The sequence below is a fragment of the Terrilactibacillus laevilacticus genome (assembly GCF_006517395.1).
Classification (GTDB): Bacteria; Bacillota; Bacilli; order Bacillales; family Sporolactobacillaceae; genus Terrilactibacillus; species Terrilactibacillus laevilacticus.
This window is the reverse complement of record NZ_VDCY01000010.1, coordinates 23,452-38,159: the sequence shown is the minus strand read 5'-3', so window position 1 is coordinate 38,159 and position 14,708 is coordinate 23,452. Positions and strand designations below refer to the sequence as shown.

Annotated in this window: 10 protein-coding genes; 7 read left to right on the top strand and 3 right to left on the bottom strand. The window is 36.0% G+C overall.

All coding sequences use genetic code 11. The features are described from left to right. Positions 1–138: 138 nt before the first annotated feature. Complete coding sequence (locus FG390_RS11445; RefSeq protein ID WP_141191173.1) at positions 139–1,533, bottom strand: VWA domain-containing protein; 1,395 nt, start codon at positions 1,531–1,533, stop codon at positions 139–141. A 419-nt stretch (positions 1,534–1,952) separates the two neighbouring features. Then, complete coding sequence (locus tag FG390_RS11440) at positions 1,953–5,531, bottom strand: Ig-like domain-containing protein (RefSeq protein ID WP_246092796.1); 3,579 nt, start codon at positions 5,529–5,531, stop codon at positions 1,953–1,955. 461 nt (positions 5,532–5,992) lie between these two features. Between FG390_RS11440 and FG390_RS11435 the strand changes: the two genes are divergently transcribed. From FG390_RS11435 to FG390_RS11405, 7 genes are all read left to right on the top strand, one after another. After that, the gene (locus tag FG390_RS11435; protein ID WP_141191172.1) at positions 5,993–7,111 is read left to right on the top strand and encodes an ROK family transcriptional regulator; all 1,119 of its coding nucleotides are present in this window, start codon (positions 5,993–5,995) and stop codon (positions 7,109–7,111) included. Between the two features lie 38 nt (positions 7,112–7,149). Then, on the top strand, positions 7,150–8,421 hold the full coding sequence (locus FG390_RS11430) for an extracellular solute-binding protein (RefSeq protein WP_181406480.1): 1,272 nt from the start codon (positions 7,150–7,152) through the stop codon (positions 8,419–8,421). Positions 8,422–8,458: 37 nt separating this feature from the next. Further along, positions 8,459–9,343 carry a carbohydrate ABC transporter permease gene (locus FG390_RS11425; RefSeq protein ID WP_181406479.1) on the top strand — a complete coding sequence of 295 codons (885 nt, stop codon included), beginning with the start codon at positions 8,459–8,461 and terminating at the stop codon, positions 9,341–9,343. A gap of 4 nt (positions 9,344–9,347) precedes the next feature. Next, a complete protein-coding gene (locus FG390_RS11420; RefSeq protein WP_141191169.1) occupies positions 9,348–10,199 on the top strand; it encodes a carbohydrate ABC transporter permease in 852 nt (283 codons plus the stop codon). Positions 10,200–10,205: 6 nt separating this feature from the next. Continuing rightward, positions 10,206–11,198, top strand: coding sequence for an SIS domain-containing protein (locus FG390_RS11415; RefSeq protein WP_141191168.1), 993 nt, complete (start codon positions 10,206–10,208; stop codon positions 11,196–11,198). 2 nt (positions 11,199–11,200) lie between these two features. Further along, positions 11,201–12,121 carry a carbohydrate kinase family protein gene (locus FG390_RS11410; RefSeq protein ID WP_141191167.1) on the top strand — a complete coding sequence of 307 codons (921 nt, stop codon included), beginning with the start codon at positions 11,201–11,203 and terminating at the stop codon, positions 12,119–12,121. Between the two features lie 119 nt (positions 12,122–12,240). Continuing rightward, positions 12,241–13,365, top strand: a complete 1,125-nt coding sequence (locus FG390_RS11405) for an ABC transporter ATP-binding protein (protein WP_141191166.1) — start codon at positions 12,241–12,243, stop codon at positions 13,363–13,365. A gap of 331 nt (positions 13,366–13,696) precedes the next feature. On the opposite strand, the gene FG390_RS11400 is transcribed toward FG390_RS11405, so the two are convergent. Next, positions 13,697–14,587: a D-psicose 3-epimerase gene (locus FG390_RS11400; RefSeq protein ID WP_141191165.1), complete on the bottom strand. Its 891-nt coding sequence runs from the start codon at positions 14,585–14,587 to the stop codon at positions 13,697–13,699. Positions 14,588–14,708 lie beyond the last annotated feature (121 nt).

Here is a 14,708-nt window from a genome sequence, read left to right as displayed (position 1 = left end):
CTTCATAAAGAATAGAAGCATCAAAAAGAACGACATCTCCTCCTTAGGATAATGTCGTGCTTAGTCATGTATCGACTATTCAAATGTCTTCCTAGAGTGGCCATATCCATCAAAATGTCTTTTTACGGTACCTGTCACCTATTGGATATTCTTAGAGTAAATATCCTCAACCTCTTTTAATGAATTGTCTAGATTCTTATCTGTATTATTTAAAAGTTTTTCTTGGAGATTTGTCACTTGTTTAATTTGTTTTTGATAGTAACTAGATACTTTTTTCGTTAATTTCGTATATTGATCATAAGTAATTTTGTCATCTTTTAGTAAAGATTGTAAGGATCGTTGAATTAAGTTTTGTTCTTTATAGTTTCTTGTTGTCCAACGACTGGTTAATTGGTAGATATGGATTTGTTGGGAAACTGTTTTTTGCAAGAGATGGATGTTTTGATTGCTTTTCCACGCCAACCACTTCATCGAATTTCCTGTAGTTTGATTGAATTCACTTGTCAATTGCTCTTGATTTTTTACATTGACATATTTCCCACCTGCTGCTTGTGCTACTTCTTTTAACTGTGACTGTCCTTTTTGATCAACATCATAGCCAATGATATTTACGACTGGGGAAAGAGTCGAACTTTTAATTCCTTTTGCCGCTTTTACAGGATCTCCCCCACAAGTTTCGATACCATCACTTACAAGATAAATAATATTTTGATTTTTTTCACCAGTATATTTTCTTAAGTCTTTTTTGGCTTCTTTTAAAGATTGGGCTAATGGAGTCCATCCAGCGGGAGCAATTTTATTTAAAGAATCATTTAACTTTTTTTCTTCATAAGGCTGAACATCATACACTAACTCGCTAGATTGACAAGACATTTTCTTATCTGCTTCTGATCCTGTTCCTTTATGTCCATAGACTCTTAAAGCAATATTAGACTCTTTCGGAAGGGATTTCGCAAACTCTTTAATGGCTTCTTTCGCTAAATCCATTCTTGTCTTTGTACCTATTTTATTCGCCATACTTCCACTTGAATCAAGAATGATTTCGACGTTAAATGTATCAGTTTTCATTTTATTAGGTAAATCACCCGGAGATTTTCCAATGGACAACATATCGACAACAATCTTAGGATCTTCGTATTCCATCTTATAAAGAGAATACAAATAATAGAGTAATTGGTTTATGTCATCTTCTCCTGCATTTTTAGGATAAGTGGGAATAGATTCTAAAGTGGTTTGAACTTTTTTATCTGTGATGGAGGTGTCTTTACCAGCTAAATCTCCTACAGGGTACTTGACAATTCCCTCAATGGTTTGGGGCATTTCCTTTTGATGTTGAATGATTCCCGTTTCTTTAACGTCTTCTGTTTCTGTTTCTTTTTCTGTTTCTGTTTCTTCTTGTAGACTTTTTCCTTTATCCGTTTCCTCTGTTATGTCTGTTTTACTGGTACTTTGTTCTTTGTCCTTTTCAGAATTACAGCTTGTTAAAATAATCACGGACGTAACAAGTAAAATAACTTTTAGCAACTTTCGCACAATATTCCTCCCACTTATGTATTGTAGAAAAATACTCAATACACTTCAGTTTATTATAATTTTATTATATAGCTGGTTTTTTTACTTATCACTCCATCTTATTTCATATAACTTTTGTTCTGTTCAAAGAGTAAGCGGGTTTGTTCCCTATTCTATTAATACTAATAATGTGGTAAACTCCGAGTCACTCAAATTTAATACTCTCATATAGGCTACAAAAAAATAAGCCCAATTAAGGGCTATGTGTGGGGGACTACAAATGAACTTACTTAAGTATTACCCCTTTTCTTCTTAATTTATTCTTTTTGTTTATGGTTGGAATTCGTAGATCTCTTACGTAGGGATGCTCTTTGGCATTAATGTCCTTTCCACGTGGAATATGCGATCAAAGTGTCTTTTTGCGGTACCTGACACCGTATTTATTTCACTTTCACATACCTATATTTACTTTTGTTCCCAGCTTTATCTTTTGCATAGATTTTGAGAGTTGAGTTTTTCTTTTGTCTCTTCATCTTAATACTGTAGGTACCTTTTGAGCTGACTGTTGCTTTACCAAGATATTTGCTTCCGTTGTAAAGATAAACAGTGGCGCCTTTTTCTGCTTTTCCTGTCACTTTTGTTGATTTATAGGTTACGTTATTGGCACTTGGTGTACCCGGAGCAGTTTTGTCAGCGACTTTAAATGTTGTTCCAGAGCTTTGATTTTTGGCCTTGTCTGTTGCATAGGCTATTAGTAAAATGCCGGCTTTTTGTTTGGATTTAATCTTGACTGTAAATGTCCCTTTATGACTTGTTGTCGCGTGGCCTAACACTGTTTTCCCTGATTTAATCGTAATACTAGATCCTGCCTCAGCTTTTCCTGAAATGGTCGTTTGATTATCACCAAAGCTATAAACTGTTGGTTTTGATGGGGCTGTATTATCAACAACTTTTACTATCGTTGCTGAACTTGTATTTCCTGCTGAATCAGTGACATAGACAGCGACGGCTACCCCCGCTTTTTGTTTGGCTACTTTTGCTTTGTAGGAACCTTTTGAATCTGCTTTCGCTGAGCCAATAACTTTATTTCCAACTTTCACCGTAATTTTGCCATAGGCTTCCGTTTTACCTGAGAGATACGTATCTTTATTTCCAAATCGATAAACTGTTGGTTTCGATGGGGCTGTTTTATCAATCACTTTAAAAGAGGTGCCTGAACTTTGATTTTTAGCCGCGTCTGTCGCATAAGCTATTAACGTGGTTCCAGCTTTTTGCTTAGATTTAACAGTGACTGTAAATGTCCCTTTGTTACTTGTTGTGCCTTGCCCTATGATGGTATTACCTAATTTAATTGTAATACTAGATCCAACTTCAGCCTTACCTGAAACCGTTGTTTGATTATCTCCAAAGGTATATACTGTTGGTTTCGATGGGGCTGTTTTATCAATCACTTTAAAGGAGGTGCCTGAGCTTTGATTTTTAGCCGCGTCTGTCGCATAAGCTATTAACGTGGTTCCAGCTTTTTGCTTAGATTTAACAGTGACTATAAATGTCCCTTTGTTACTTGTTGTGCCTTTCCCTATGATGGCGTTACCCAATTTAATTGTAATACTAGATCCAGCTTCTGCCTTACCTGAAACAGTCGTTTGATTATCTCCAAAGGTATATACTGTTGGTTTTGATGGGGCTGTTTTATCCCTTACTTTAACATTGACTTCTTCACTTTTATTTTCACTGGCATCTTCGGCATACACGGTTAATGTACTTCCCGCTTTTTGTTTATTTATCGAAACTTTAAATGTGCCTTTTTCATCAGCCGTACCGATTCCGAGCACATCGTTTCCATTTTTCACGATTACTTTTGCGCTCGCTTCAGCGGTTCCGCTAACAACTGTATCTCGATCACTCACACTGTTTACAGTAGGTTTTGCAGGTGCTGTCTTATCTACAACAGTTACGGTCGTCACATCACTTTTATTTCCAAAGGCATCTTCTGCAAAGACATTTAGTACAGTTCCTGCGGATTGAGTTGGAATTGAAACATTGAAATGACCATTTCCATCTGCATAACTATCACCAATCTGACTTCCCTTTACAGAGACAGTGATTTTATCATTAGCATCAGCTGTTCCTGTAACAATTGTATCGTTGTCATCAACAGAATTTACGTTAGGCTTTTTTGGTATAGGTGTGTCAGGATTATTCTGATTTGCTGAAAGCAGCGTGTACGTTACATTTGGGCCTTTATCTACAGGTATCGTAAAATCAGCTGGTGAATTTATAGATTTAACATAGGCCCCTCCGCCTCTGAGTGAAGTTGAAGTGCCACTATAAAGTCTAGCCTTTAATTGATTAAATGCTTGATCCCCTTTAAATCCATATAAACCTGAATTTTGTTTCAAGAGTAATGCTGCTCTAAAATCAGTCATAAATTTTCCAAACGTCAAAGTTGGATCAATATATTTTTTTACGAGATCCTCTACCGCTACATAATCACTATTCGGATCATTGATAAGTTCTGTAAAAATACGATTCCCTTGGCCACATTGAATTTTTAAATACTCCATAAACAAGTAGGATAAAGAATAATTAGCTAATGTATCTCCATTATAATCCCAATAGAGTAGAGAATGACCTGCGGCAATTGATGAATCATAATTGTAGTAATCAATCCGATCATTGAGAACTTGTCCTGAGTAAATTTGTTCGGCCGCCATTGATAACCCTTCATTCATCCATGTATCCATTTCACTATGACCTTGCACAAAAACCTTTTGATTGTAATTAATCATATGTTGAAATTCATGAGCAAGCGTTGAATAGGCAGCAGATACATCTTTTGATGAGCTCGTTCCCATCAATGGGTTCGTATCAATGTAAAATATCTCTGATTGATTGGAGTGAGTGGTCGCATATAAATCTCCTGAATAAAAATAACCTGCTACATAACCACCGCTCCCGCTAAATCCATCTTGGATATCATAACAAAGAATGTTGACTTTACCGTTTCCATCAACGTCAGATTCGTTTCCAAAATTGTCAACGTCTGACGGATGAATTTTATCATCAAATTCTTTACCTAATACTTCAGCTCCCTGTGAAGTAAGTTGGTTATTATTGACCCAAACATTAGTTTTTTCCCCGCTATAAAGTAGTGTGGCATTAATTTGATAATCAGTATTTGTTTCAAGATTAGAAACCCAGAAGTCTTTACTATCACCTAAAACACTTTGCGATTTAATAGATTTTGTATTTCTATTTCTCACTTTACTTTTATCTTTAGCATCAAAAGGTTTAATGTAATCTAACTTATACGCATCTTTCCCTATCTTTTTGTTAAAGGCGTATTTGTTATTATTCAATTCAAAAGTACCCGAACTCTCACTTTGTCCTCCATCTGTTGATTCATTGCTGACAAGAACATAATTACTCGAGGCATCCGTTTCCGTGCTCCCTTTATAAAAAGGATTCGATACCTTAAAATATGTCACATCTGAATAGTAACGATCATCATAATCCGCCAATGTACCAACCCGCATGTAAATATAAGGATCATTTTCATAGATTGATTTATCCATTGGGGTGCCTAGAATCGCATAGGAGGAATTACTGACGTCAAACGTCGAGCTACCTAAATAATCCATCGAGCCATTATTATTAGTGTAAAATTCAATATATAAGTATGGATCTTTATAGTATGTAGCATTCTGATACCCAAGAAGCACCTTCATTTGATCAGTTGAAGACTCAATGGTTGAATTATATGTAATCTGATGACGACTTCCATAACTATCAATCAATGTCCCAGCACTACCTCCAGGACTTATCAATGGATAGTCGTTTGGATTAAGGTAATCCATATCCCCTTTTTTTTCTTTTAATGGCACCGTCTTTTGATTTAAGTTTGACTGTTTTGTAGATTTGTAGACTGAATGGCTTTTAGCAAAAACACCCATTGGAAATGAAAAAACCAATAAAGTAGCTAAGAAAATATATAATATCCTTCTAATGGTAACCAAAACTATTCCCCCCTCTTTAAGAGTCTCCTTTATTTTACCCCTAGCAGGATATATTCACCATCTATTTTTGTATATATTAACATCTATTTTGGAATTAATTAGATAATCTACCTATAAAAATTCTTGATATTGTATCAAAAAAGAAGATAGCATATAAACCCTTGTTAATTATTGAACCTATTAATTAATTCTGGTTCCCGCGTGTCCATATGGAGTGGACTTTGGTGTAAAAATGTCTTTTTACGGTGCCTGTCACCGTAAACTTGTCATCTAAACTATAAAAACTATGTCAGATAATTTAACATATTTCGACAACTATATTGACACATTTAATCGATTAATGTATCTTTTTAGATAAATAGTTTGTTTATACTTCGAACAAACAAACTTCCAAAAAATAAGGAGTTGATGTATCCTATCAATATATATTCTAGAATAATGTGAAAGTAGCGTGGTCTGTGTTGAAGAAAGGTAATTTAGATCTCATTAAAAAAATGAATAGAGCTTTAGTTCTTGAAACGATTCGCCGTGACCAACCCATAAGTAGAGCAAGTATTTCAAAAAAATTAGGGCTCAGTCGATCGACAGTGACTCTCGTTGTAAATGAACTTTTGGAGAAAAAATTTGTTTTCGAACTGGGATTAGGTGATTCGACCGTTGGTGGTGGACGAAAAGGGATGAAACTTGGTTTTAATCCAAAATCTGGTTACGGTGTTGGTGTAGATATTGGTCGATCTAATATCATCATTATTATTACAGATATGGACAGCGACATTGTGTTTAAGGAAATATATCCTTCAACAAAAGATGTTGAAAGAATAGCTGATTATATTTCAACATCAATGAGTAAATCTGGAGTAGACACTAAGAGAATTTTTGGGATCGGGATAGGTGTTCCAGGTCTCGTTAATACAAGATCAGGAGAAATTATTGAATTATCTGCTTTAGGTTGGAAGAATTTCAACTTACTAGAACAAATGCAGCCCTACTTTAAATGTCCTATTTTTATAAATAATGATGTGAATTGTGCAGCACTTGGCGAAAGATCGATTGATAAGACCGATAATATGATATTTCTAGCTATTGGTTCCGGGATTGGGAGTGCCATCATTGCAAACGGTGAGTTGGTTGAAGGGCATCATTTCTCTGCTGGTGAAATCAACTTATTTGTTGATAGAGAAGATACCAAACATGGCAGAGTAAATAATTCTAAAAGTATTGGTGTTTTTGAACAACAAGTTTCAGGTTTGGCATTTGAAAAACTAGGTTATTCTGCGGAATTTGTTCTTTCAAATTATAAAAAAGGTCAGAAAGAAATTGATCAGATCATTGATCAATTTGTCACCTACCTATCTATCACCCTTGCAAACATGACAAGTTTTTTAAATCCTAAAAAAATTGTTATTGGTGGCGGCGTTTCAAAATCGTTAAATATCGTTATAGAAGATATCAAACACAAAGTCGCTTCTTTAACAAGTATTCCAGTAGAAATAGAACTAGCTTGTTTGGGTAGCGATGCGGGGGCACTAGGGGCTATTGCTTACGCTTTTGACAAAATACAGACTGAAGACTTTATGTAATTTATCCATATAAAAATATAAATACGAGGAGAATGACTATGAAAAAGCTTTTAAGCTTACTCTTTGTTTTAGTTCTAATATTCGTAACAACGGGATGCTCATCTGGAAATGGCTCTGATGGGAATGGAAAAGTCACAATACGAGTCATATCAAGCGATGATTTTGCTGATTTTCGAAAAGAAGCCGTAAAAGAATTCGAAAAAGAAAATCCAAACATCAAGGTAAAACTTGAAAGTGTGGCTTATGATCAACTACATGATAAAGAACTTGCCTCATTTAATGCTTCAGGAGATGCTGCTTATGATGTTGTAGATGTTGATGAAATGTGGACTGCAGAATATGCAGATTCAGCCTTTATTCAACCTGTAACGGATAAAATGACTGATACCATAAAAAAAGAACTAGTACCTGCTAGTTTGAATATCACAAAGTATAAGAAAGATTATTATGGCTTTCCGATGTTTAATGACACTTACTTCTTTTACTACAATGTAGATATGTTAAAAAAGGCTGGATATAACGCTCCGCCATCAACATGGGATGAATTTACTGAAATGTCCAAAAAGTTACAAAACAAAGGAATAACAAAAGGTCCAGCAAGTGCTTGGGGCTGGGGTGCAAGCGAAGGATTAGTAGGTTATTTTGGTGAATTTCTTGGATCCTTTGGTGGCCAATTCCTTGATAATAACGGTAAACCCGTTTTCAACAGTAAAGAAGGCGTCCAAGCCCTCCAATATATGAGAGATTCCATTCGAAAAGACAAAATTATTGCCGATGCCTCTACGGGATATAATGATCGACAAATCTTAGATGCATTTAAAAATGGAAAAACAGCTTTCGTTTCAGGTTGGTCATTCTACTGGAATGAATTAAATGCAGATGATTCAGCTGTGAAAGGAAAAGTCAAAGTTGGTCTTGTACCATCTGCAAATGGATCTGAGCACAAAACTGCGACAGGGTCAATGTATTTAGCGGTAACTCCACAATCCGAACATCAAGACGCTGCATGGAAGTTCATTAAGTTCCTCGGCAGCAAAAAAATACAAAAAGAACAATCTTTAAAAGCAGGTGCCTTACCTGTATGGCAAGATCTCTATAAAGACCCAGAGCTAAAGAAAAATCACCCAGCCTTGGAAGATATGGGGAAACAATTACAGTACACAATATCTCGCCCATCTCTTGTTGGCTATAATGAATTTTCAAAAGACTTTCAAATTCTACTACAGCAAGTACTTTTAGGTAAAAAAGATCCAAAAACAGCTCTTGATAACGCTGTAAAAAAAGCAAAATCTGCATCAAAAACCAACTAAGCAGTAAGTCATTATTTTAATCACTCGGAGGATGAAGATGATCAAAAAAATAAGACCCTATGTCTATCTAGTCCCTGCATTCTTAGTGATCCTCTGTGTAACACTGGCACCTATTCTCTACTCTATCTTTATTAGTTTTATTGATCTTACTAAAAATGTCCATAAGTTAGATAACCCTAACTTATGGAGCTTTATCGGTTTTACCAATTATATCAACGTTCTAAAAGATAGTGTTTTTTGGAACAGTTTGGTGAAAACCATTATTTTTACTGTTGTAACAGTAGGATTTGAATTTATTTTAGGGCTTGCCATTGCCCTTATCCTGAACGAAAAGTTTAGAGCAAGAGGTTTAGTTAGAGGATTAATGCTTATCCCATGGGCTCTTCCAACCATTGTTAACGCAGTATTATGGAAATGGTTCTATGATGCAGATCATGGCACGATTACAGGTTTACTAGCCCACTTAGGATTTACTGATGGGTATAGCAATATTTTGAGTCACACAACTTCGGCCTTGATCGCCATTATGACGGCTGACATCTGGAAAAACACAGCCTTTGTTGCTTTAATACTGTTAGCAGCTCTTCAAAGTCTTCCAAAAGATATTTATGAAGCTGCTAAAGTTGACGGAGCAAAGCCTTTCCAAAGATTATTTAGTATTACAATTCCTCTTTTGGCACCAGCTATTCTAGTTGCTTTAATCATAAGAACAATGGAAGCATTTAAAGCATTTGATATTGTTTACATTATGACAGGTGGCGGTCCAGGCGGAGGAACACAATTATTATCTTTTCTTGCTTATCAACAATCTATGGTATTCGGAAATTTTAGTTATGGAGCAGCTCTTGCCCAGATCATGTCCATATTCACCATGATCTTTGCCGTTATCTATATTCGAATTTTTTACAAGGACAGGGGGTAGGCAGGTGGAAAGAACAAAAAACCAGCAGTTTTTTATCTATCTCGGCGTTATAGCTGTAATGATATTCACTCTTGCACCTATTATTCTATTAATCATTGCCACTCTATCTTCGGGACAAGACCTGAATTCTAAAACACTACACTTTCTTCCAAGTCATTGGACTTTGAAGAACTTTACAGATATTTTTACAGCTGGAAGCAATGATGCAAGTGTACCGCCTTTCATGCAGGCATTGAAAAATAGTATTATTGTATCTCTTTCAACAACTGTTTTAACTTTAATTATTGCTATATTAGCGTCATATGCTATCTCGCGTTTTCGTTTTAAAGGTCAAAATGGACTATTGATGTCAACTCTGGGCTTTAGAATGGTGCCAGAAATTGCCCTTCTCATTCCGTTGTTCGTCATCTTTGCACGTTTTGGAGCGATTAACAACTTATCATCCCTTATATTGATTTACACAGCTTTTAATCTACCATTCGCTATTTGGATGTTACAAGGATTTTTTCGCTCAATTCCTAAATCAATGGAAGAATCAGCTTATCTTGATGGCGTGTCTTCTTTAGGGGTTCTCATCCGCTTTATCTTGCCTATTTCCCTTTCAGGGATTATCGCAACTGGAATTTTTGTTCTTCTGGCATCATGGGATGAATTTATGTTTGCAAGTATCTTTACATCAACGTATGACTCAAAAACCATAACTGTAGCCATATCGGAATTCTCAAAACGTGGTATGGTAAACTTCGGCATGCAAATCACCGGTGGTCTCATTGCTTCATTACCACCAATTGTATTAGCTTTACTTTTTCAAAAATTCATAGTAAGCGGACTAAGTGAAGGTTCAGAAAAGGGGTAATCTATCATGAGTAAATTTTATCAAGAAGTGTGTGAACAACCAAAAGCAATAAGAGAAACAGTACAAAAAAATCAAAGTATGGTCATCGAAAAAGACAAACCTTTTCTATTTACAGGAATGGGTAGTTCTCTAGTTGCCTCAAAGTTAGCAGCTGAATATCTAAATGCCAATGGTATTGATGCCATGGCAGTGGATAATTCAGAACTCTTATACTATTATCCAACAAAATTTTTCGAACAATTTCATGTCTTTGTTATCTCACAAAGCGGAGAAAGTTATGAAGCGGTTGAACTAGCAAAAAAATATGACTCTGTGACAGCAGTAACTAGTTCTCCTGATAGCACGTTAGCAAAATTGGTCGAGAGAAACCTATACATTCACTCTCGTAAGGAAGAAGCCATCGCTTCATCAAAATCATTCACATCGACAGCAGTTCTCCTTCTTCTGTTAGCATCAAAGATCGTAGGCACTGACTTAACAAAACAACTCTATGATGCTGCGGATATCTTAGAACAACAATTTAAACAAGCAGATGAATATAAAAGAAAAATCGGCCAATTCCTTGACGCTAATAAACCTCTCATACTTATTGGTCGCGGTCCGAGTGTTTGTACTGCCCAGCAAGGTGCCCTGACATTAAAAGAAACAGCAAGAATGTTCACTGAAGGAACATCAGCGCCACAGTTCCGTCACGGACCTTTTGAACTTATTAAAGAAAATTTGCAAAGCATTTTCTTTAATCCAAAGGGGATAACCTATGAAATTAATAAAAACTACGTCTTGGAAATGGCGAATTTAGGAGCTAAAGTGCTCTATATTTCAGAAGAAGAATTAGTCCATGACAATATACTTTCCATCATCATACCGTCAACTGATGAGTATGCGAGTGTCACTATTTATTCATACATCACTCAACTAGCAGCTGTTGAACTCTCCTCACAAAAGGGTTTGGTCGCAGGAGAAGCTGAACTCATTAGTAAAATCACTGGTAGGGAATAATCATGATTAATTTGATTGGTAACATTAATATAGATATAATAATGGCCCAGGTCTCACATCGTCCGGATTTCAGCGAAGAACATATGGTAGATGAAATGATCTTAAGACCAGGGGGATTAGCCAATGTCGTCTATCCGTTAGCTAAGTTAAATGAAAGACCTCGACTGATCTCAGCAATAGGAAATGACCAATTTGGTGATATGATTGTAAAAGAAATGGGCCCTTTAATTGAAGACAGTCTTATAAGGATTAATACACCTTCTGCTGTCTCCGTCTCGGTTGTTGATCAACTAGGATCTAGATATTTTGTGACTTATAGTGGTCATTTTTATGGAATGACTGATGACATTGTGAAACGATGCATAGATTTTGAGGAAGCTGATGCTTGTTTTTTATACGGTTACTTTCTTATGCCCAACTTCGGAGTTAAGGAAACTCAGGAATGTCTCATGCGTGCCAAAGAAAATGGACAGCTTATCTTTTTTGATGCGAACTCAGCTATCGATGGTTGGAGTGAAAAAAGTTGTAATGAAATTTTCTCTCTATTACCTTACATTGATTATTTCATGCCAAACGATGAAGAACTGCTCCATTTAACAGGAGCTTCCTCTATAGAAGAAGGTGTAAAGATACTTTTTAAAAAAGGGGCAAATAAAATCGTTGTCAAATGCGGGGATAAAGGATCCACCGCTTATTTAAAAAATGACGTTATCCATCACTCAGGATTTCCTACTCAAGCTTACGATACGACAGGAGCTGGTGACAGTTTCAATGCTGGCTTCATGTATAAACTCGTCAATGGCTCGGATATCAAAACAGCACTAGCATTTGGTAATGCAATAGCAAGTATTGTTGTTTCTCGGAAGAACGATCGATATCCTAATATAACAGAAATTGAAGAAGTACTTAATATTAAGTGTTAAAAATCATTGTTCAATTTGTTATAACCTTTGCAAGGTCCGTTCCCTACTCTTTGCAAAGGTTCCAAAATCATTTTTTTGAATTAAATTCACCTATCCACTTAATATGTAGGAGGTAACCGATGGCTAAAATCGTAATGAAAAATATCAAAAAACGTTATAAAAATAGTGAATCATTGACAGTAAAAGATTTTAATTTAAGCATTGATCACAAGGAATTCATTGTATTAGTTGGCCCTTCTGGTTGTGGTAAATCTACAACACTAAGAATGATTGCAGGTCTTGAAGATATTTCAGAAGGCGACTTACTTATCGAAGAAAAGAGAATGAATGATGTAGCTCCTAAAAACCGAGATATCGCCATGGTTTTTCAAAACTACGCCCTCTACCCTCATATGACGGTTTATGATAATATGGCTTTTGCCTTGAAAATAAAAAAAATAAATAAATCCGAGATTGATTTACGCGTGAAAGAAGCAGCTAAGATTCTCGGACTGGAAGAATATCTCAAGCGTAAACCCAAGGCCCTCTCTGGTGGACAGAGACAAAGGGTTGCTTTAGGTCGAGCCATGGTTCGGAATCCGAAAGTATTTCTCATGGATGAGCCTTTATCCAATCTAGATGCTAAACTTCGTTCGCAAATGAGAGCAGAAATTTCAAAACTACACAGGAAATTAGGGGCAACTACCATCTACGTCACCCATGATCAAACTGAAGCCATGACAATGGCATCTAGAATCGTTATTATGAAAGACGGAAAAATCCAACAAATAGGGACTCCTAAAGAGGTTTACGACCATCCAGTCAATCGGTTTGTAGCTGGATTCATTGGTTCACCATCTATGAACTTTATCAGTGCGACTTGTTCAGATACAGCTCTCAAAATTGGTGACTTGACATTTACCATACCCAAAGAAAAAATCGAGATACTAAAAACCACTGGTTACTTAAATAAAAAAATTACTTTAGGAATAAGACCTGAAGATATCCACCATGAACCAAAAGAAGTAAATGATTCAAATACTTTTGAAACAACCATTGATGTATCTGAACTTATGGGTTCAGAAAGTCTCTTGTATACCTCTTTAGGCGATTCTACTCTTATTGCAAAAGTAAATTCTACTAACATCGCAAATGGAGAGAAAATCACGCTTTCAATTGATTTTAATAAAATTCATTTCTTTGATAAAGATACTGAAGAAGTCATCCAATCTACAAATCAATCTAAACTTATTTCAATATCATAGTATTAATGTAAATCTTGATTATATGATCTTTATCACCATCATAAACACTAACCTGAAACTTAAATTCATCGAAAACCCGCTTTTCTCATATAAGTAGAGAACAGCGGGGATTTGTTGATACTTCAAAACCCTATTTTCTTTATTTCAACTCAAATTTCTGCTTAACCAAACGTGATTTATATTATAGGTAAAGAGGAAAAATCAAATCAAAATCTATACCAAAGAACAGCCCCGCATCTCTCCTACTAAAGAGAGACATTGGGCTGTTCTTTGGCATCAATGTCCTCTTCTATGTAGAATATACGATCAAAATGTCTTTTTGCGATGCCTGTCACCCGTATGTCGCTTTCACAAATTCAAGCCCGTCTTTCAACTGCCGGTCCAACTCTATCCTATCAGCCCCGTGACTAAGATCACGCCAGATACGAATGTCTTTCCCAATCGGCCCTTCAGGTTTAACAAACGGTTCAAAAACAATTCGCCCTTGATAATCAGTACTTTTTAATGCTTGTAAGATACCTGTCCAATCCATCTTTTTGGACCCGGCATGCGGCACTTTTCGATTATTTTCTACAACATGAAAATGACCAATAACATCTGCTTCACCAGCACGCCTTATAGCATCTATTGTATCATCTTCTTCAATATTCATATGAAAAGTATCCAATAACAAAGTGCAGTTAGGGTGATTTAATTCTTTTATAAAAGCCATTCCTTCATCCACACTATTCAATAACCACTGTTCAAATCGGTTGACCACTTCTAAGGAACACATAATATCCCTTTCTTCTGCCGTTTTTAAAACTTCCCGGAGCGATGCTTTAACTCGTGCTAGTGTCTGCTTTTTCTCATTCATTGATTTAACCTCTGTGAACAAAGCTGGCCACTCACCATATAAAATGCCACTAAGCTGATTACCACCCATGTAATCAATTGATTGAAGAATTGTCTGAAGGGTGCGAATGCCTTTTTCTCGTGTCGCATCGTCGGATGAATTTAAATTAATATCCGACGATAAACCCATACAATATGTGAGTTCAATATTATTTTCATCCGCTATCCGGTTCACTTCATCCATTTCCTTGTAATCTTGTTGAATCATGGCTGGAAATGGTCCTACTTCTAGCACGTCAAAACCTAGATTAGCTGCCCTTGGTATAAGAGGTTTAATGTCCGTATTCCACTCTTGCGTAAAGTATCCAAAATGAACGCCGTATTTCACTTTTTATCACCTCAACTTGTTAGTTATGTTTTCTCGGTTCACTCTCTTTTCATATTCACAATATATAATTCGATTAAACCCAAAAACATAATTTCACAAACTGTGACACTCCGCATTGTAT

Coding starts and splice junctions, on each gene's coding strand:
- FG390_RS11430 (WP_181406480.1), top strand. CDS start 7,150: ATGAAAAAGCTTTTAAGCTTACTCTTTGTTTTAGTTCTAATATTCGTA.
- FG390_RS11425 (WP_181406479.1), top strand. CDS start 8,459: ATGATCAAAAAAATAAGACCCTATGTCTATCTAGTCCCTGCATTCTTA.
- FG390_RS11415 (WP_141191168.1), top strand. CDS start 10,206: ATGAGTAAATTTTATCAAGAAGTGTGTGAACAACCAAAAGCAATAAGA.
- FG390_RS11410 (WP_141191167.1), top strand. CDS start 11,201: ATGATTAATTTGATTGGTAACATTAATATAGATATAATAATGGCCCAG.
- FG390_RS11405 (WP_141191166.1), top strand. CDS start 12,241: ATGGCTAAAATCGTAATGAAAAATATCAAAAAACGTTATAAAAATAGT.